General features: G+C 36.5%; 19 protein-coding genes. 16 read left to right on the forward strand and 3 right to left on the reverse strand.

The features are described from left to right. Window positions 1–46: 46 nt before the first annotated feature. From ACEWK1_RS00430 to ACEWK1_RS00440, 3 genes are all read left to right on the forward strand, one after another. Complete coding sequence (locus tag ACEWK1_RS00430) at window positions 47–1,483, forward strand: aldehyde dehydrogenase family protein (protein ID WP_121661589.1); 1,437 nt, start codon at window positions 47–49, stop codon at window positions 1,481–1,483. A 25-nt stretch (window positions 1,484–1,508) separates the two neighbouring features. After that, window positions 1,509–2,948 carry a DUF5107 domain-containing protein gene (locus ACEWK1_RS00435; protein WP_121661590.1) on the forward strand — a complete coding sequence of 480 codons (1,440 nt, stop codon included), beginning with the start codon at window positions 1,509–1,511 and terminating at the stop codon, window positions 2,946–2,948. Between the two features lie 174 nt (window positions 2,949–3,122). Continuing rightward, window positions 3,123–3,509, forward strand: coding sequence for a winged helix-turn-helix transcriptional regulator (locus ACEWK1_RS00440; RefSeq protein ID WP_121661591.1), 387 nt, complete (start codon window positions 3,123–3,125; stop codon window positions 3,507–3,509). A 99-nt stretch (window positions 3,510–3,608) separates the two neighbouring features. On the opposite strand, the gene ACEWK1_RS00445 is transcribed toward ACEWK1_RS00440, so the two are convergent. After that, window positions 3,609–3,755: a hypothetical protein gene (locus tag ACEWK1_RS00445; protein WP_251394005.1), complete on the reverse strand. Its 147-nt coding sequence runs from the start codon at window positions 3,753–3,755 to the stop codon at window positions 3,609–3,611. Window positions 3,756–3,864: 109 nt separating this feature from the next. After that, window positions 3,865–4,797 carry a 5-dehydro-4-deoxyglucarate dehydratase gene (gene kdgD / locus ACEWK1_RS00450; protein ID WP_416635277.1) on the reverse strand — a complete coding sequence of 311 codons (933 nt, stop codon included), beginning with the start codon at window positions 4,795–4,797 and terminating at the stop codon, window positions 3,865–3,867. Window positions 4,798–5,164: 367 nt separating this feature from the next. Here kdgD (ACEWK1_RS00450) and ACEWK1_RS00455 point away from each other — a divergent pair, with 367 nt between their 5' ends. The 12 genes from ACEWK1_RS00455 (at window position 5,165) to ACEWK1_RS00510 (ending at window position 20,009) form a co-directional block, all read left to right on the forward strand. After that, window positions 5,165–6,490 carry an MFS transporter gene (locus ACEWK1_RS00455; RefSeq protein ID WP_121664951.1) on the forward strand — a complete coding sequence of 442 codons (1,326 nt, stop codon included), beginning with the start codon at window positions 5,165–5,167 and terminating at the stop codon, window positions 6,488–6,490. 33 nt (window positions 6,491–6,523) lie between these two features. Further along, on the forward strand, window positions 6,524–7,882 hold the full coding sequence (gene gudD / locus ACEWK1_RS00460; RefSeq protein ID WP_121661593.1) for a glucarate dehydratase: 1,359 nt from the start codon (window positions 6,524–6,526) through the stop codon (window positions 7,880–7,882). Window positions 7,883–8,071: 189 nt separating this feature from the next. After that, window positions 8,072–8,776 (forward strand): FadR/GntR family transcriptional regulator, encoded by a 705-nt coding sequence (locus tag ACEWK1_RS00465; protein ID WP_121661594.1) that lies wholly within the window; start codon window positions 8,072–8,074, stop codon window positions 8,774–8,776. Window positions 8,777–9,249: 473 nt separating this feature from the next. Next, on the forward strand, window positions 9,250–10,266 hold the full coding sequence (locus ACEWK1_RS00470; RefSeq protein ID WP_121661595.1) for a mannonate dehydratase: 1,017 nt from the start codon (window positions 9,250–9,252) through the stop codon (window positions 10,264–10,266). Window positions 10,267–10,283: 17 nt separating this feature from the next. Beyond that, entirely contained in the window at window positions 10,284–10,787 is a 504-nt protein-coding gene (locus ACEWK1_RS00475) for a tripartite tricarboxylate transporter TctB family protein (protein WP_162987308.1), read from the forward strand. Between the two features lie 12 nt (window positions 10,788–10,799). Next, entirely contained in the window at window positions 10,800–12,305 is a 1,506-nt protein-coding gene (locus tag ACEWK1_RS00480; protein WP_121661597.1) for a tripartite tricarboxylate transporter permease, read from the forward strand. Between the two features lie 66 nt (window positions 12,306–12,371). Beyond that, the gene (locus tag ACEWK1_RS00485; RefSeq protein ID WP_121661598.1) at window positions 12,372–13,367 is read left to right on the forward strand and encodes a tripartite tricarboxylate transporter substrate binding protein; all 996 of its coding nucleotides are present in this window, start codon (window positions 12,372–12,374) and stop codon (window positions 13,365–13,367) included. A 136-nt stretch (window positions 13,368–13,503) separates the two neighbouring features. Beyond that, on the forward strand, window positions 13,504–14,448 hold the full coding sequence (gene kdgD, locus ACEWK1_RS00490) for a 5-dehydro-4-deoxyglucarate dehydratase (RefSeq protein ID WP_121661599.1): 945 nt from the start codon (window positions 13,504–13,506) through the stop codon (window positions 14,446–14,448). Window positions 14,449–14,473: 25 nt separating this feature from the next. Next, window positions 14,474–15,937: an alpha-ketoglutaric semialdehyde dehydrogenase GucD gene (gene gucD / locus ACEWK1_RS00495; RefSeq protein ID WP_121661600.1), complete on the forward strand. Its 1,464-nt coding sequence runs from the start codon at window positions 14,474–14,476 to the stop codon at window positions 15,935–15,937. A 52-nt stretch (window positions 15,938–15,989) separates the two neighbouring features. After that, window positions 15,990–17,522, forward strand: coding sequence for a galactarate dehydratase (gene garD / locus ACEWK1_RS00500; protein WP_121661601.1), 1,533 nt, complete (start codon window positions 15,990–15,992; stop codon window positions 17,520–17,522). Window positions 17,523–17,609: 87 nt separating this feature from the next. After that, entirely contained in the window at window positions 17,610–18,941 is a 1,332-nt protein-coding gene (locus ACEWK1_RS00505; RefSeq protein WP_162987309.1) for a TRAP transporter large permease subunit, read from the forward strand. 102 nt (window positions 18,942–19,043) lie between these two features. Continuing rightward, window positions 19,044–20,009: an alpha/beta hydrolase gene (locus tag ACEWK1_RS00510; RefSeq protein ID WP_121661603.1), complete on the forward strand. Its 966-nt coding sequence runs from the start codon at window positions 19,044–19,046 to the stop codon at window positions 20,007–20,009. A gap of 48 nt (window positions 20,010–20,057) precedes the next feature. Here ACEWK1_RS00510 and ACEWK1_RS00515 read toward each other — a convergent pair whose 3' ends face one another. Next, window positions 20,058–20,237, reverse strand: coding sequence for a hypothetical protein (locus ACEWK1_RS00515; RefSeq protein ID WP_121661604.1), 180 nt, complete (start codon window positions 20,235–20,237; stop codon window positions 20,058–20,060). Window positions 20,238–20,333: 96 nt separating this feature from the next. On the opposite strand from ACEWK1_RS00515, the gene ACEWK1_RS00520 reads away from it, so the two are divergent. Then, entirely contained in the window at window positions 20,334–20,537 is a 204-nt protein-coding gene (locus ACEWK1_RS00520; RefSeq protein WP_121661605.1) for a hypothetical protein, read from the forward strand. Window position 20,538: the final 1 nt, after the last annotated feature.

A 20,538-nucleotide genomic window follows, 5' to 3' on the forward strand; every position in this document is an offset into this window, starting at 1 on the left:
ATAAAATATAAATCTTAAGTAATTGCAAGGTAGGTGGGTTTGATCAATGAAGATGTTAGTAGGCGGCAAAAAAATCAATGCTAAGGATAATGATTACTTAGAGGTGGTTAACTCCGCGACACAAGAGTTTATTGATACAGTACCAAATGCAACAATCGAGGATGTTCAACAGGCAATTAGTATAGCGCAGAAAGGAAAAAAGGTCTGGAGATCAATGTCTCCAAAAGATAGAGGGGATATTTTATTACGGTGTGCTGAAGCAATTGAGCAGCAACAAGAAGAGCTTGCTACATTGCTAAGTACTGAAATGGGAAAGGTGATTAGTGAAGCGAGAGATGAGATTTCTGTCGTCTCTCTTATCTTTAAAAGATTTGTTGAAAAGGCTAATTCTTTGTATGGAGAAACAATAACAAATAATGACTCAGGCAAGGCAAGTGACATTATTTTTACAAGGAGAGAACCACTAGGGGTTATAGCTTGTATTGTACCATTTAATTATCCTGCAGAGCTATGTAGTCATAAGATTGCACCCGCTTTAGCAGCTGGTAACGCAGTTATTATAAAGCCACCAACTGATAATCCATTAACTATTATTAGATTAGTAGAGATTTTACTTGAAAATGGTGTTCCTGGTAATGTAGTGCAAGTACTAACAGGGGATGGAGCATTAATAGGAGGGGAATTGGCAAAAAGTCCATTTATCGACGCAATAAGTTTAACAGGTAGTACTGAAGTAGGTAAGATTGTGGCAAGAGATTCTGCTTCAACATTAAAAAGAGTGTTTTTAGAGCTTGGAGGCAATGACCCTTTACTTATCTTAGAAGATGCAGATCTTGAATTAGCAGTAGAGGAGGCAGTAAAGGGTAGGTTAAAAAACGCTGGTCAAACCTGCTGTGCACCTAAACGTTTTATTGTTCATCAAGCAATAAAAGACAGATTTATTGAAAAACTCATTGAAAGGTTAAAGCGTGTAAGAAGGGGAGGACCGTTAGAAAATCAAACAGAATTGGGGTCGTTAATTAGTCCCAAGGCGGTAAACGAAATTCATAGACAGGTGCATGAAACAATGAATCAAGGTGCGAAATGTATTTTAGGAGGCTCTCCGGAATCTACTACTTATTATCAGCCTACGATATTAGTAGATGTAACACCGGAAATGGATGTCGCAAAAGATATGGAAATTTTTGGGCCGGTTTTACCAATCATTGAGTTTGAGTCAAATCAGGAGGCAATTGAAATAGCAAATAATTCGATATATGGTTTAGCTGGTGGGGTTATAACATCAGACTTCAAGAAAGCAATTGATATAGCAGCAAAGTTAGAATGTGGTTCAGTTGTTATTAATGGTTCAGGAAACTACCGCAATGTTGATATGCCATTTGGTGGATATAAGATGAGTGGGTTAGGTCGAGAGGGTATTACTTGTACTTTAGAGGAAATGACACAAGAAAAATCATATGTTTTGAAAAATGTCTTACTATAATGATTCAAAATAGGAGGGTAAACTAATGAAACGTAAAAATAAGAGTTTTATTATATTCTTAACATTACTATTTGTCTTGTCTATTGCATCAAGTGCTTTTGCTGGTGGACCTAAAGGAAAGCCTGATAAAAGTGACAATTTAAAAGTATATGATTCAACAATCGACTTTAAGCACTTTGCCTTTGAATTAAATGAAGACAACGGGATGAAAAGTTGGAGTGAAGACGTTAATGATATAACAAATACGACATTTAATACCAAAGTAATTGAAAATAAATATATTAAGGTAACACTTCTTCCTGAATATGGTGGTCGAATTATCTCGATGATTGATAAATCAACTGGACACGATCTTCTGTATCAAAATCCTGTAGGAACACCATATGGTATGGGGGCAGGGAACTTTTATTATGATTGGTTAATGGTATATGGAGGAATTTTTCCGACATTCCCAGAACCTGAACATGGAAAAACATGGATGCTACCATGGGATGCTAAGGTCGTAGAACAAACAAGTGAAAAAATTTCTGTTGAAATGAGCTTCACAGACGATATCGATTTTTCTGATAAACCATGGAATTTTGACAATGGAAAAACCGGTATTACTGCAGTAAACACTATTACCGTTTATAAAGATAAGTCTTATTTAGAAATGAATATGAAATTAATTAATAATAAGAACGAACCTGTTAAGTATGAATATTGGACTTGTACAACATTCGCTCCCGGTGGAAATCCTTCTGATATGAAGATGGCTGTTCCGATTGAGGAAGTAATGGTAAAGGATGATTGGTGGAGTTGGATGGGAACAGTAGATGAACCAGTGGATAAAGAAAATCATATCTACAAATATGATAAACTATCAATGTTTTCTAACTGGAAAGACATGGGGATTGCCTACGGGCAGGAAGTAAAAGAAAAATGGTGGGGTGTTATCAACACAGATAATAACGAAGGAGTAGTAAGGATTGCCGATAATGCCAATGCCACACCTGGATTAAAATTCTGGACTTGGGGTTATGAAGATAGTTATAATACAGATCCTTTAGAGTTTGGTAACTCTGCAAGACCATATATTGAATTATGGGGTGGCCATTCATCCGAGTTTTTTGAAGATACGTATTTAGAGCCAAATGAAACGAAGGAATGGACAGAATACTACTTCCCAACAAAAGGCTTAGAAGATATTACGTCTGCAAATGAAAATGCCTCTGCATATCTTGAATATGAGAAAGGTGAAATTGTAGCGAGATTTAATGTAACTGATCCAAAACAACCAGTTAGGGCTACTATCTATAAAAAGACTGGTCAAAAATCAACGAAAGTAACAGAAAAAGTGTTTTCTGGAAAACATGTAAATAATTCCGTGTTGTCTAAGAAAATAGCTGATGGGTCGGCTAACTATGAGTTAGTTTTATCAACTCCATCTGGAAAAGAAATATTAAGAGCAGAGATTAATAACTAAGATATTCTTTAATAGGCAAAAAGCATTGGGATAAGAGCAGATTACTTATACTCAATGCTTTTTATCATAAATTCAATTTATCGGAAAAAAAGGTAAAGTAGTTTCATTAATCTGTATAAGGAAAATCTATACCTCTATATAATAACTAATGTTTTCTCTCTAGGAGGCTAATCCATGACCATTCCATTAAGAGACGAGATAAAGGCAAGATTAAGAAATAATGAATTTAATTGTGAAAAGGAGTTAACATTATCCATTATTAGTGGTAAATGGAAAATAGTTATTTTATGGCATATTGGGTTTGAGGGGCCACATCGATTTGGACAGCTACAAAGATTATTTAAAAGCATTAGTAATCGTATTTTAACAAAGCAATTGAGGGAACTAGAACTGGATGGGATTTTATATCGGAAAATATATCCAGAGGTTCCTCCAAGAGTAGAATATCACATAACAGAAAGAGGGGAAACAATTCTTCCTATTATAGATGCGATGTATAAATGGGGTGAAGAAAACATGTCTTATTATGCAAAGAGATTAGACCAAGAAGACAGTTATTAATTCGGAGAGATGCCTTAACATGAAATTACAATATGATAAAATCAAAGAGTGATCGATAAATATAGATCACTCTCTTTCCATTTATAAAACTTTGAACACTTATTTTAAAACCGGATCATTAAAATAAATCACTTCAGAAAGAATCTTATTTCCCTCAATATTCTTCAACAATTCTCTTGCTTCTCTTTCTGTGTTACATTCATACATAAATATTTTTCCTTTTGCATAACGCGTGATCACCCACATAAGCTATCCTCCAAGTAGAGTATTTTTAGCTTTTACTGTATTGTTTATGCTTTAATCGTCATCTTTTGTAACGGTAGGGGCCTATAAAAAGTATATTTATCATATAAATTTAGACCGAATGAACAGCCAGTTCCTTCGGATATCTATTTAATGCATGTTCTAATATTTTTTCCAATTGAGTATAATGCTCCTTTTCAACAGGTAGAATTGGCAGCCTAACTGTTTGACCAACTGGGATACCCACAATCTCCATACCAGCTTTAATAAGAGAAACAGCATAACCATTTCGTTGACGGCGAATATTATTGATTGGCAAGATGACGTGTTGATAAAGATCATCAATTAATACTTGGTCATTATCCAGCACAGCGTTATAGAATTTTCTAGAAATGTGGGGAATATAATTTGAAATTGCTGATGAATAGGAGTCAAAGCCTAGTGGTACATAAGCAGGCATTGTCACTTCAGCTAAAGGCATTCCATTTAACCAACTGAAACGTTGCTTAAACGTTTGGGTTAATAAAGTATTCAATTCCATATTCCCTAGGCCATCTTTAACGCCAACAACCTGAGGTATATCGGCAAGCGCTTCCAATGAAGGGATTGAAAGGGCAACCTGATCTCTTTGATAAACGATTGCGTTTAATGAAGTACTTTCAGCTATTGTTTTAAAATAATTAGCCAAACCCTCTTGTTCACCTGGGACAAGATATGGAGGTAGGATTAAATAGCCATCGGCTCCTTTATCTTGAGAAATTTTCGCAAGTTCTAACGAAGTTTGAATATTCCCACCAACGCCTGTGTATACAGGTACCTTTTTATTTGTCACACTCACAGCTACATCAACCATTGCCTCATATTCTTCTTTGCTTAAAGATGGATATTCACCAGCTGCACAGGCTACAAAAATTGCTTCAAGTCCTTCATCTAACAAAAATTGAATATTGTGAGCGAGCTTTTTTTCATCAAGTTTGTTGTTAGCTGTAAATGGGGCAATTGGAAAACCAAGAATTCCTCTAGGTGCTGTTCGAATAGGTTGCATTATTATTCCTCTCCTCCAATAGATTTGTATTTTTGTTTTATTGTAAGACAATTAAATAAATCGGTCAATGATAGATTAATAATTTTCGGAAAAATAAAATTTATTTTGATAAAGTACCGTTTTATTCTGATTTATATATATACTTGGTCTATAAATAAGTTCATTTTTTTAGGGCGTTGACAATTAAATTTATTTGTCTTACTATTAGACAAAAATATATGAAATGGTTTAAAAAGGTGTGATTTTAAATGGAATAAGACAATAAAGGTGATGGAAATTCGTTAAATATGTAAGCGATGTCAATAACCGATTAAAGGGAAGTGAAGATATGGGAGCACCAGAAAGAGTAATAAATACTTCACCATTGATGCCTACAACAGAGAAAAAAACACGTACACGTTGGTTTATTGTTTTTATGTTATTTTTAGTAACGGCGCTAAATTATGCAGATCGCGCGACTTTATCCATTGCCGGTTCAGATATGTCCAATCAACTAGGACTAGATTCTGTTATGATGGGGTATGTTTTCTCTGCATTTGCTTGGTCATATGTGGCAGGACAAATTCCTGGAGGATGGCTTCTTGATCGTTTTGGCTCTAAGAAAGTTTACTTTTGGAGTATTTTCCTCTGGTCAACTTTCACTCTATTACAAGGTTTTATAGGTTTGTTTGGGACAGCAGGCACGGCCGTTATGGTGTTATTTGGTCTTCGTTTCTTAGTTGGGCTATCTGAGGCACCATCTTTTCCTGCAAACAGTCGTATTGTTGCTTCATGGTTTCCTAGCCATGAAAGGGGTACAGCAGCAGCGACATTTAATTCAGCACAATATTTTGCGACCGTTCTCTTTGCGCCAATTATGGGATATATTACATACACATTTGGTTGGGAATATGTGTTCTATTTTATGGGTGTTGTTGGCATTATCGTTGCTTTCATGTGGCTAAAAGCTATTTACAGCCCAAAGGATCATCCTCGTATTAATCAAGCTGAGCTCGATTATATTGAGGCAGGCGGAGCATTAATTAATATGGACCAAAAAGTAGAAAACCAAAAGAAGGAAGACAAGGGAGCTAACTGGAATAATATAAAAAAACTATTATCCAATAGAATGTTGTTAGGAATTTATCTTGGTCAATATTGTATTACTACTCTAACGTACTTCTTTTTAACTTGGTTTCCTGTTTATCTTGTTCAAGATAGAGGCATGACGATATTAGAAGTAGGATTTATCGCATCACTTCCAGCGATTTGTGGCTTTTTCGGCGGGATCCTTGGAGGAATGTTCTCTGATTTCTTACTTAGAAAAGGTTACTCTTTAACGATTGCTCGTAAAACTCCGATTGTTATCGGGATGCTGTTGTCCATGAGCTTGGTTGCTGCTAACTATGTTGAAGCACAATGGGTTGTTATTTTTGTTATGGCATTAGCATTTTTCGGAAAAGGCTTTGGAGCTCTTGGATGGGCAGTTGTTTCAGACACATCTCCAAAGGAAATGTCTGGAGTAAGTGGTGGTTTATTTAATACGTTTGGTAACATTGCTGGAATTACAACACCGATTATCATTGGTTATATTATCGGAACAACGGGTTCATTTAACGGAGCACTTGTCTTCGTTGGTGCAAATGCACTTGTCGCAATCTTCAGTTATTTATTCCTAGTAGGTGAAATTAAGCGTGTCGATTTGAGAGCTTAATAGATTAATAATAATAAGATAGGGGAGACAAAAATGGAAAATCAATTAGTTCAAGATGCAATTAAAACGAGTGCACCTGTTATTAAAGAAATGACTGTTATTCCTGTTGCAGGGCATGACAGTATGCTTTTAAACTTAAGTGGTGCTCATGCTCCATTTTTTACTCGTAATATTGTTATTTTAAAAGATAACCATGGAAACACAGGTGTTGGTGAAGTACCAGGCGGGGAAAAAATCCGTCAAACATTAGAAGATGCAAAATCATTAGTTTTTGGAGAATCTATTGGAACATATAACAATATTTTAAACAATGTTCGTAAACAATTTGCAGATCGAGATTCAGCCGGACGTGGTCTTCAAACATTTGATCTTCGCATTACGATACATGCTGTAACCGCATTAGAGGCTGCACTTCTTGATTTAGTTGGTCAATATTTAGGTGTTCCTGTTGCAGCACTGCTTGGTGAAGGACAACAAAGAAAGAAAGTAGAAATGCTTGGATACCTATTCTATATTGGTGACCGTAACAAAACTGAACTTGCGTACGTAAGTGGTCGTGACGCAGAGGATGAATGGTTCCGTTTACGACATGAAGAAGCGTTAACACCAGAAGCGATTGTTCAATTAGCAGAAGCAGCTCATGCTCGTTATGGTTTTTATGATTTTAAATTAAAAGGCGGCGTTCTTCGTGGAGAAGAAGAAATTGAAGCTGTAACAGCATTAGCAGAACGTTTTCCAGATTCACGTATTACGTTAGATCCGAATGGCGGTTGGCTTTTAGCGGATGCGATAAGATTATGTCGTGATCAACATCATGTTTTAGCATATGCTGAGGACCCATGTGGTGCAGAAAACGGTTATTCTGCACGTGAAGTAATGGCTGAATTCAGACGTGCAACAGGACTGCCAACTGCAACAAACATGATTGCTACAGATTGGCGGCAAATGGGACACTCGATACAGCTTCAATCAGTTGATATTCCTTTAGCAGATCCTCATTTCTGGACAATGCAAGGCTCTGTTCGTGTTGCCCAAATGTGTCATGATTGGGGGTTAACATGGGGATCACACTCTAATAATCATTTTGATATTTCTTTGGCAATGTTTACCCATGTTGCAGCAGCTGCTCCTGGTAAAATTACTGCAATTGATACTCACTGGATTTGGCAAGATGGCCAGCGTCTAACAAAGGAGCCGTTTAAGATTGTCGGAGGAATGGTAGATGTGCCTTCAAAACCAGGCCTAGGTGTTGAAATTGATATGGATCAGATTGAAAAAGCTCATCAGCTTTATAAAAAAGAAGGCCTTGGTGCACGTAATGATGCAATTGCCATGCAATACTTAATTCCTGGTTGGAAGTTTGACCCAAAAAATCCTTGTTTAGTAAGATAAAATATTATTTGAATGCGTTACTCATTGAGTGACGCTTTTTTACTAGAGTCCGATAATTCTTTCCTGATATAATATATAGGAAAAAACTTATTAAAAAATAATTCATAATTTCTATTTCTTGACAACTTTTCTATATTGAATTACGATTTAATAAAATTGTCATACAATAATATTTTAAAGAAAGGAGGAATGAAGATGGATAATAAAAGTGTGGATATAAAGTCCCTTAGTCGGAAAACACTTTCTAATCAGGTGATAGATGAAATTATCTCTTTACTTACGACAGGCCAACTTAAACCAGGCGACCGTATTCCGTCTGAATTAGAATTAATGGAAATTTGTAATGTGAGTAGACCTGTTATAAGGGAAGCGATGACTTCTTTAGAAGTATTAGGTATTGTGAATCGAAAAACGAGAAATGGTACATTTTTTTCCGACAAGATCGGAAGCAAGCCTTTTTCAATGATGCTCGCTCTTTCTGCGACAGACCTAAGCTCTATTATTGATTCTCGTGTAGCCTTAGAGCTTGGGTTAATTACATTAGCAGCAGAGAAAATAACAGATGAAGATTTAAAAAAGTTAAGAGAATTGATCGAGGAAATGAAAGCACTCCCAACAGAGGACTCATCCGAAATCGATAAAGAATTTCACAAAGTAATTGCTCTTTCAGCAAAAATCCCACTTTTTGAAGCGATTATTGATCCATTGCAAAGTTTTCACCATAAAGTACTAGAGCAAATTCCATTAGAAGACAGAAATCTAGAGCAAACGATTGAATATCATCTTGATATTTATAATGCACTCGAAAAGCGAGATCCAATCGAGGCTTACGCGAGTATGTATCGACATCTTGATTTTGTAAGGCAGAAGGCATTGAAAAATTTGAAGAAATAACAAGATAACCCTGAATAGTTTGATCGGAGTTATATATAGAAGTGAAAATAGGCAGCTTAGGAGAAATAATCTAAGCAGCCTATTTTTTATGAACAGATAGAAGTTACCTTTTACCTCAAGGCTTGATGCCTATACTTGTTCGGAAGTGACTGCGCTGCTTGAAAAAACGATTATCTCCATCTACTAAAATCCTCTTAATGAAAGTTAAATTACCTTTTATTTCATACGAATTAAAATCATTTTCAATAGTAAAGTGACAGAATAGTATTTTTGCCTAGAGCAGAAACAATGATCAAAGGAATCTAATAGAAAGAAAGTTTTCTAATAAATTTGTATTTTATGATTTTTGGATTGACTATACATTATTATTGTCTTACAATTGAAATGTAATATACTATGAATTCTCATATTTAACACATGTAAATGTAAGCGGATACTTTCTGCTTAAATAAAAAATAGGGGGTAGGTAAGAAATGATGAAAGTATCAGTAACGACGACTAAGTTTGATTTAACTGATGCTGAGCTTAGGCAAATGTGTCAATTAGGGGTAGATTGTATTGATTTTGGAACAGGATCTTCATTTCCAGGTGTAAAAGAGCAAGGCTTTCCGGATTTAGATGAGTTGTTAAAAATGAAACGTAAAATCAGGTCATATGGACTTGATATCAACCGTGTCACTTTACCTAATCTATCTAGCAAATTCATGAACAATGAAGAGGGGTGCGAACAAGAGCTAGAAAACTCAGTGAATGCTGTAAAGGTATTTGGAGAAGCTGGCATTAAAATTGTTAGACAGCGTTTTGCTGGAGATACCTTTAATTACATGACAAAAAGTTATCAAGCAAGACAAAGAGGAGGAGCAATTGCTCGTGGTGAAAGCTTAGGTTTTAACAAAGAACCTTATGAAACTCCTACTCTTGAAGAACATGAACAATGGTGGAGTCGCTTTCGTGACGCCTATTCAACGCTTGTTCCTATATGTGAAGATTATGATGTGAATTTAGGGATGCATCCTTCAGATTCACCAAATCATGACACACCTTTTGGGGGGCTGGGATATCGTCGGATTATGGATGAATTTCCAAGTAAAAATGTTGGCTATATCTATTGTGTTGGAACTCGGGCAGAAGAAGGTGGAAGTCCGCTGGTATTGAATGAAATTAATCATTACGGCAGAAAAGACCGAATTTTTCTTGTGCATTTTAGAAATGTAAGAGGAAGTTTACCAACAGCAGGAGCTTTTGAAGAGGCATTACTAGATGATGGAGATATGAATATGTTTAAGATTTTACTAGAGCTGAGGAAGGTTGGATACAATGGCTGCTTGAATCCTGACCATGTACCAATGATGGAAGGAGATCACCCTGATCTTGATGGGAATTGGGCACATTCAAATATTGGATGGAGTTATGGTAGTGTTGGTTTTGCCTATTCGGTTGGATATATTAAGGCCTTGCTAGCAGCTTTGGTTGAATTCGAGGGAAGATGATAGGAGGGACGGAAACTATGGCAAGAATCAATAAGGATATATTTGCAAGCGTTTTCTTTATCTTTTTTTCGATTACCATGTTTTTTGCTTCAAACAGCATTATTAAACTTACTGTATCTAGGCTTGGAGCAGACTTTGCACCAAAATTGGTAGCAGTTGGAATTTTTATTCTAGGTATTTTTTATTTGATTACTTCGATAAAAAAACAAAAACAGATGAACAATCTTGCAGACACTAAAACATCTGAAAAAGAAAGCAGTACAGAGGAGAAGAAGAAAATCAGTCCATTATCTGTGCTCTTAACAGTCGGATTATTAGTACTTTATGTGGTTCTCATGCCAACGATTGGGTTTCTTATTACAACGTCCGTTTATCTGTTTTTCCAAATGTATTTACTGGCAGCTAAAGCGGAACGAAAAATCCCTTTGTTCGTTATCATATCAGTTGTTACATCAGTAACTGTCTATTACTTATTTAAATCAGTTTTCTATTTAATGCTTCCTGCTGGAATTTTAGGATAAGGGGGGAACAATATGTTTGATTTATTTGTTGACGGATTTTCCTCCGTTTTTACAATCTCAACAATTGCTTATATTTTTGGGGGTGTTGCACTAGGGTTAATTTTTGGTTCAATTCCCGGTTTAACTGCCACTATGGCGATTGCGATTACTTTACCAATTACTTTTGGGATGGAACCAATTGTTGCAATGTCACTACTAATGGGATTATACATTGGAGGAGTATCAGGCGGCTTGATTCCAGCAATTTTATTAAATCTTCCGGGAACACCATCATCTATCGCAACAACGTTTGATGGGTATCCTATGGCTCAAAAAGGGCAGGCCGGTCCTGCATTTGGATATGCCATTCTTTTTTCTTTCCTAGGAGGCTTACTTAGTATCTTTGTACTCATGCTGCTTTCACCTCCACTCGCAAAAATGGCTCTCAAATTTGGACCGTTTGAGTATTTTGCAATTACAATCTTTGCGTTAACAATGATCTCCAGCTTGTCTGGCGATTCCATAATTAAAGGATTATTAAGTGGATTGCTAGGTATTTCATTAGCAATGGTTGGATCGGCTCCAATTGATGCATTTCCAAGATTTACGTTTGGGTTTAAAGAACTTGATGCAGGTTTTCAGCTTTTACCAGTACTCATCGGTCTTTTTGCTGTATCGGAGATTATTAAATCCTCTGAAACCAAACTTGGAAAGGGCCAAAAAGTTCAGTACAAATTGAAAGGGTTTGGCTTTTCAATCCGTGATTTTTTTAAACAAGGATGGAATGGGTTACGTTCAGCACTAATTGGAATTGGAATTGGTATCCTTCCTGGAATTGGAGGAGGAACAGCCAATATTATCGCGTATGTTGCGGCGAAAAATCAATCAAAAAAACCAGAGGAATTTGGAAAAGGTATTCCTGATGGAATTGTTGCCTCTGAAACTTCAAACAACGCAGCTGTAGGTGGTGCGCTTGTACCGTTAATTTCTTTGGGGATTCCGGGAGATACAGTTACTGCCTTACTTTTGGGGGGATTAATTCTACACGGACTTAGTCCTGGACCACTTCTTATCGAGAACAATGGGGATGTTGTTTACAGTATTTTTGCTGCGTTAATTATTGCAAACTTCTTTATGATTGCCCTGCTTTTCTGGGGAATGAGACTTTTTACAAAGGTATTAAGCATTCCGCAATATATCCTTTTACCTATTATTCTAGTGCTCTGTGTTGTTGGGGCAATCGGAGTAAATAATCGTTTATTTGATGCGGGCGCACTATTATTTTTTGGGATTCTTGGTTATGCGATGTTGAAATTTAATTTTCCAGTTACACCAGTAATTCTAGGGTTTATTTTAGGACCACTTGCTGAAACCAATTTACGAAGAGGGCTTATGTATTCTAAAGGTGATTTTACACCATTTATCACCGAACCAATTGCTGCAACATTCTTAGCACTAGCATTACTTTCCGTTCTATTCAAAATTAGAAGTAATGTTAAGAAAAAGAAAAAGATCGATTCAAATTCTATTGGAGCTTAAGTTATCACTCTTAACTTTGTTTTATAGGAAAATCCTATAGATATAAAAATTTTTAGGAGGTTGATTATGAAAAAATCGTTTAAGGGTATGTTAATGTTTCTGATGCTTATTTTAGTCGCAGGTATTTTTGCTGGTTGTTCACAATCTACGACCAACGAAGGGGAAAGCAGTCAAGAAAACGGTAATTCCAGTGATTATCCATCAAAACCAATTACAGTTGTTGTACCAGCAGGCGCAGGTGGAGATACAGATGCAAATGCGAGATTACTAGGAAAATATTTAGAAAAGGAATTAGGTCAACCGGTCGTAATTTCGAACGTAACTGGTGCAGGCGGTACAGTAGGGGCAAAAGAAGTATTAGATGCCGATCCTGATGGGTATACAGCATTATTTTTCCATAACTCATTATTGTTAAATAGAATTATGGGGCTTACACAAGATAGTTATGATTCTTTTAAATTAGCAGGGATTGCTGTTTTAGATCAAGGAAACACTTTTATGGTTAGTGGAGATTCTAAATTTGAAAATCTTCAAGATATGGTTGAATATGCTCGTGAAAATCCAGGTGAAGTATCGATTGCAACAGAGGTTGGGGGCTTTACACACTTACAGCTACTAGCATTACAAAAAGATCAAGGCATTGAACTAAACATTGTAGATGTTGGAGGAGCAGCTGAAAAAGTAACAGCTTTACTTGGAGGCCATGTTGATATCGTTCCAACATCACTAGGATTAGTTAAGGACTATGTTGAGTCTGGTGATATGAGAACACTTGGGATAATGGCAACTGACCGAGTTGATCTTATGTCTGATGTTCCAACATTTGTTGAACAAGGTGTAAACAGTGAGTTTGAAAAATTCTTCTTCTTTGGTTTTAATCCAGACACTCCCGATGAGATTGTTGACGCGTTCTCAAAAGCTGTTGAGAATGTAGTAAATGACGAGGAATATGTAAAAGAAGCAGAAAAATTCTTAGTAACACCAACTTATATGAATTCTGAAGAAGCATTTGATTATATGAAGAAAACAGAAGAGAAATATATTGAGATAAATAAAGAGTAGTAACTCAACACAAGTATAAAAAACTGGAAAGAATACACATTTTTTAAGTTGACAACAAATCCTATTTGTCTTACAATTTAAATTAATTGTAAGACAAATAGATAATAAGTCAAAGGTGATGGAAGGGATTGGTAATATGACTGAAAATAGGAAGGCACCAACGGGAATTTTAGGATTTCCAACCGCACCATATAACGAAAACGGTAACATCGATGAACAGGCGTTAGCAGCAAATATTCAGTTTTTAATTGATTCAGGGCTCTCATCTATCTTTATTGCGTGTGGTTCAGGTGAATTTCATGCACTAAATAAAGCTGAGTACCAAACAATGATTGAGGTCGCTGTGGCTGTTACAAATCAAAAGGTTCCTGTTTATTCAGGAGTCGGTGGATCCATTTCGGAGGCGGTTGAGTTAGTAACACTGTCAGAAGATTTAGGAGTAGATGGGTATTTAATTCTTCCTCCATACCTAATTGAAGGGGAACAAGAAGGATTATACAACTATTACAAAAAGATTCTTAGTAGCAGCCAATTAAATGCCATTCTTTATCAGAGAGATAATGCGGTCTTGCAATTACCGATATTGCAACGGTTATTAGAAGAATTTCCTCAGATTGTAGGCATAAAAGATGGTCAAGGAAATATGGAATTAAACCTTGAGTTAACACAAACCATTGGCAATCGAGTGGAATGGTTAAACGGCATGCCATTTGCAGAAATCACGATGCCAGCTTACAAAGGAATTGGATTTAACTCATATTCTTCTGCTATATCAAACTATCTTCCACATATCTCAAGGTTGTATTTTGAAGCATTATTGGAAGGGAAAGACAATATAGCCAATGAGATTTATAGAGATGTTCTTCTTCCGATTAACCACATTAGAAAACAACGAAAAGGTTATGCGGTGTCATTAATTAAGGCTGGAATGGAAATCATGGGCTTTCAAGTAAAAAACACCGTTCGACCACCTTGTGTTCCAGTTGAAGAAGAACATTATCAACAACTAAAGAAAATTATAGAAAACACTTTAGAGAAATATCCCATTCAAAACAACGCAGTAAGTAGCTCTATAGATTAATTTAGAAATTAAAGGAGGAAGTAACATGGCTGTAGAAACAAAAAACAAAACATACAAAAACTTTATAAACGGGGCTTGGACTGAATCTTTAAGTGGTGACGTTCAAAAGAGTATTAATCCTGCAAACTATGATGATGTTGTTGGCTATGTTCAAATGTCTACCAAAGAAGAAGTAGATCAAGCTGTTGCTGCAGCAAAGGAAGCACAAAAAGCATGGCGTAAATTAGCTGGAAGTGAACGAGGTGCCTATTTATATAAAGCTGCTGATATTTTAGAAAAACGTTTAGATGAAGTTGCTGAAACGATGACTCGTGAAATGGGAAAAACTCTTCCAGAAGCAAAAGGTGAAACAGCTCGTGGTGTAGCAATTCTTCGTTATTATGCTGGCGAAGGCATGCGTAAAGTCGGAGATGTGATCCCATCAACAGATAGCAAGGCATTAATGTTCACAAGCAGAGTTCCTTTAGGAGTTGTTGGTGTGATTACACCTTGGAATTTCCCAGTCGCAATTCCGATTTGGAAAATGGCTCCAGCTCTTATTTATGGTAACTCTGTTGTATTAAAACCAGCTCAAGAAACAGCTGTTACAGCAGCAAAAGTAATTGAATGCTTTGAAGAAGCAGGCTTTCCTGCAGGTGTTGTTAATTTCGTTACTGGCTCTGGCTCTGTTATTGGTCCTGCAATCACTGAGAATCCAGATGTGAGTGGTATTACGTTCACAGGATCAAATGGTGTTGGTAAAGGAATTGGTCAAGCAGCATTAAGTCGTGGAGCAAAATATCAGCTTGAAATGGGTGGGAAAAACCCTGTTATCGTTGCTGCTGATGCAGATATAGATCTTGCTGTTGAAGCAACAATTAGTGGAGCGTTCCGTTCAACAGGTCAAAAATGTACAGCAACTAGTAGAGTTATTGTTGAGGCTGCTGTTTATGAAACATTCAAAGAAAAACTAGTTGAAAAAACGAAAGAAATTACAGTTGGAAATGGCTTGCAAGATGGCATTTGGATGGGACCATCTGCAAGTGAAGGACAACTAAACACTGTGCTTTCTTACATTGAAAAAGGAAAAGAAGAAGGTGCTCGACTGCTTGTAGGTGGAAACCGTTTAACAGGGGTTGAATATGATAAAGGCTTTTATGTTGAACCAACTATTTTTGATAACGTAACTTCAGATATGACAATTGCTCAAGAAGAAATTTTCGGACCAGTTATTGCTCTTATCCAAGTTAACTCAATGGAAGATGCACTAGCACTTGCAAATGATGTTCAATATGGATTAAGTGCTTCTATCTTCACAACAAATATTTCAAACATGCTTTCATTTATAGAAGATATGGAAGCTGGACTTGTTCGTATTAATGCTGAAAGTGCTGGAGTTGAGCTGCAAGCACCATTTGGTGGAATGAAACAGTCAAGCTCACATTCTCGTGAACAAGGTGAAGCAGCTAAAGAATTCTTCACTTCTATTAAAACAGTTTTTGTAAAGTAAAAAAGGGAGATATGCAGGAGTATAGTAGTTTTTAATAAAGGAGACGCTTCCAATGTCTTTTAAAAAAACAAACGAAATTCCACTCTTTATAAAAGTAAATTCAAAAGATAATGTAGCGATTATCGTTAATTCAAAAGGGCTGCCGGAAGGAACTTCCTTTCCGTGTGGTCTAACCTTGGTTGATTATGTACCCCAAGGTCATAAAGTAACATTATCTGATTTAGAGGCTGGCGATGCGATTATTCGGTATGGAGAAGTCATCGGATATGCCCAATCAACAATGAAAAAAGGCAGCTGGGTGAAAGAATCTTTCATTCAGATGCCAACCCCTCCAGAGTTAGATGCATTACCGTTAGCAACAAAGATACCAGATCCACAGCCACCTTTAGAGGGATATACGTTTTTAGGATATCGCAATCCTGATGGCACCGCTGGTATTAAAAATATACTAGGTATCACAACAAGTGTTCAATGTGTTGCAGGCGTGCTTGATTATGCAGTAAACAGAATCAAAAAGGAAATACTTCCAAACTATCCTAATGTTCATGATGTTGTCGCAATTAATCATACATATGGATGTGGAGTTGCAATTAATGCTCCTGAAGCAGCTATTCCGATTCGGACGATTCAAAATATTGCCACACACCCAAACCTTGGCGGAGAAGTGATGGTGGTTGGCTTAGGCTGTGAAAAGTTAGCACCAGGTCGATTAGTGCCTGATGGAGATCATGAAAAAATTCTTTCATTACAAGATCAAAATGGTTTTATCAATATGATTGAAATGATCATGAATATGGCAGAGGAGCGCTTGAAAACATTAAATGAGCGTGAAAGAGTCATTTGTCCCGTTTCTGACCTAGTTGTAGGTTTACAATGTGGTGGTAGTGATGCGTTTTCTGGTGTTACAGCAAATCCAGCTGTAGGGTATGCTGCTGATTTACTAGTTAGAGCAGGGGCAACGGTTATGTTTTCGGAAGTTACAGAAGTACGCGATGCTGTACATTTATTAACTCCAAGAGCCTTGAATGCAGAAGTTGGCCGTGAACTAATTCATGAAATGAAGTGGTATGATGACTATTTACAGCGAGGAGAAGCGGACCGAAGCGCAAATCCTTCACCAGGCAATAAAAAGGGTGGATTGTCCAATGTGGTTGAAAAATCATTAGGATCCATTGTGAAATCCGGTACCTCTGCGATCAATGGTGTTGTGCCGCCAGGAGAAAAAGCAAAGCAAAAAGGATTACTTTTTGCGGCAACTCCAGCAAGTGATTTTGTATGTGGTACACTACAATTAGCTTCTGGAATGCATCTTCAGATTTTCACAACAGGTCGCGGTACTCCATATGGTTTAGCAATGGCTCCAGTTATTAAAGTATCAACGCGGAATTCATTACAAGAACAGTGGAAGGATTTAATTGATGTGAATGCTGGTCAAATTGCAACAGGTGAAGCATCTATTGAAGAAGTTGGTTGGGAACTTTTTCATTTTATTTTAGATGTTGCAAGTGGACGAAAGCAAACATGGGCTGACAAGTGGGGGTTGTACAATAATTTAGCATTATTTAATCCTGCTCCTGTAACATAAATATGTACGGTTTTTAGGCATACCTTTATAGGGTGCCTTACTCTTTTTGTCACAGATTTTATAAAGTTCATAAGGGGATGAAAGCACTTGCGGAGTTATCTTATATTAATCATGTGTTTTCTGTTTTTAATTCAATACTTTGTTCAACAAACATGGTTAGGGTATGTTGTTGTCATATTAGTATTAGCGGCTTTTTTTGCAAGTGTGAAAGAAGCAAAAGGTTTTCCGCGAATTATTGGGTCGATCATGATGGGAACGGGTATGATATTAGAATTCTATAAAGGTGCAGGAATTAATGGAATAAGTGAAGGCATGTTACTTATACTACCTTTACTTTGTTTAGTAACACTTGCGCCACTGCTCTCAATCCCTCTTAAATTAGGGGGGTATTTTGAAGCCATAGATTTACTGTTGCGAAATTTATTACACCACCCCAAACGACTTTTCGCAGGGATTACCACTTCTTTGTTTATCTTAAGCCCTATTTTAAGCTTAGGCTCCGTTCGTTTAATTAGTGAATTTCTTTCAGATTTAAAACTTCCTTCAGCTATGTCTGCCAAAAGCTATCTTATCGGGTTCTCTTCAGCTATCCTATGGTCTCCCTACTTCGCATCTGTTTCCTTAGTTCTTTATTATTTGGATATGTCTGTTGGAAAATATATTTTATACGGAATTGGATTATCAGTTTTATCACTAATAATCGGAAACATGTTATTTGCTTTATGGGAGAAAAAACATCCAATTCGACATGGAACAGCTCCTGAACTTCCATTGACGGAAAAGTCAAGAAAACAGTTAGTTTTATTAGCCCTGTTTGTTTCATTACTTATGTCATTTTCCTTAGCTATTGAGTATGTAACAAAATGGTCAATGATTGTGATTGTTTGTATCATATCCTGCATACTACCCTTATTATGGGCGGTTACCACAAAAAGCTGGTCAAAATTGCTTCCTTTGTTAAAAGATTATCGAGACCATTCCGTACCGATGATGAATAATGAAATCATGTTATTTAGCTCTGCAGGATTATTAGCACATGCCATACAAGGAACAAATCTAGCTAATTCGGTAAGTAACCTGTTAACAGTTGTCGCGAATCAATCATTTTTATTATTTGCCTTATGCGTAATTATACTTGTTGTTATGATTACGTATATTGGTATTCACCAAATTGCCGTGATTGCCGCACTTGCGATGCAACTTAATGCAGATCAGCTTGGAATTAGTTCACTGTCACTAGCTATGTTGCTCTTACTTTGCTGGTCCATTTCAACTGCATTAAGTCCATTCTCGGGTTTAAACTTAATGGTCTGCAGACTTGTTGGTATATCAGGATTTGAAGCAGGAATTCGTGCAAATGGAGTTCATCTTACTGTTATGGCCATACTTGGACTGGGTATTATCATGTTTATTAGTTAAATAGGATCATATCTTCACAGAATAATCCCCGTTCTTGGTATAATAGAAGTCGGGGTTTTTTGTTTACATAAAACAAATAGTTAATTGGATGGAGAAAAGAAAATGAAAAAGAAACGAATCATTACTGGCTCAATTTGTGCAATTTTACTAGTAGCTGCCTATTTTTTTGTAGGAAACTATTTTTACAATTTTGCTTTAAATGTTGATCGAGAGAAAGAATTTTTAGAAGATAACCCAAACTTACAGCAAAGCGATGCAGTTGTTGCATCTGTCGCAGAGGAAGCAGAGCTTGCTGATGATGATTTTGAGCAAAAATATAGTCCTACGGAGCTTAGCGTTATTTCGACTGATAAAGAACAATTAAAGTTAAATGCGTTTGTTTATGAAAATGAACAAGCTGATCACAAGTGGGCAATTGTTGTTCATGGTTATAATGGTAAGGCAAAATCAATGACGAGATATGTTCGGAATTTTTATGAAAAAGGCTACAATGTGCTTGCACCGGACCTTCGCGGACATGGAGAGAGTGAAGGGGATTATATTGGCATGGGCTGGCACGATCGTAAAGATATGTTACTGTGGATTGATCAAATTGTTAAAAAGGATCAGGATGCAGAAATTGTTTTATTCGGTGTATCAATGGGTGGAGCAACAGTCATGATGACATCTGGGGAAGAGTTACCATCAAACGTGAAAGTAATTGTAGAAGATTGTGGTTACTCGTCTGTAAGTGATGTGTTTGTGTATCAGCTAGACGATCTTTTCGGTTTACCTGAATTTCCTGTCATGAATGCAGCGAATACGGTAACGAAGTTTCGCGCCGGATATGATTTATATGATGCATCTGCTCTAGAGCAAGTTTCCAAAAGTGTAACACCAATGTTATTTATTCATGGTGATGCTGATACGTTTGTCCCGTTCGAAATGCTGGATAAAGTCTATAAGGCAGCAAATGTGGAGAAGGAAAAGCTGGTTATCTCAGGCGCTAATCATGGAGATGCGGAGAAAGTGGACCCTAAGGCTTATTGGGGTACTGTGTGGCAATTTGTTGATCGTTATATAAATTAATTGTAATTGAGGTGTAAGTATACAAACTTACACCTTTTAATCAATAAATTATTGAGTAATCGAATCATATACATCATCAACCACTTCTTCATCTTGAATATCAAATTCCATTCTTAAATTATACCGAATGATTTCTTTGTTTACCGAACCTTCAATCACTTCCACTTTACTTGTTTTCAACCAATGGGCAATCAATTGAATTTGATCATTATAATTTAAAACATTCATACTAAACGCTCCTTCCGATAAAATCGTATTTATAAAATTTGCGTATTGTTCCATTTATATACGTTGAAACCTGAAAACCGCAGGAATGAAGTTTTTATGGTAAAATTATGTAAAGGACAGGTGATCATTATGAAAAGCAAAGCTACTGTTTTTTTTCTCTTTTTATTTATTGCTTCAATAGCTGCAGGCTTAGCTTTAAAAGACGTATTTCGTTATTCTATGATTATTGGAGTTGGCTTGGCTATGTTCTTCATCATTTTAAGCGCTCTGTCGCTTAGTAAAAGTAGAAAACACGAGTAAA

The organism is Metabacillus sp. YM-086, from assembly GCF_048059995.1.
Lineage (GTDB): Bacteria > Bacillota > Bacilli > Bacillales > Bacillaceae > Metabacillus > Metabacillus litoralis_B.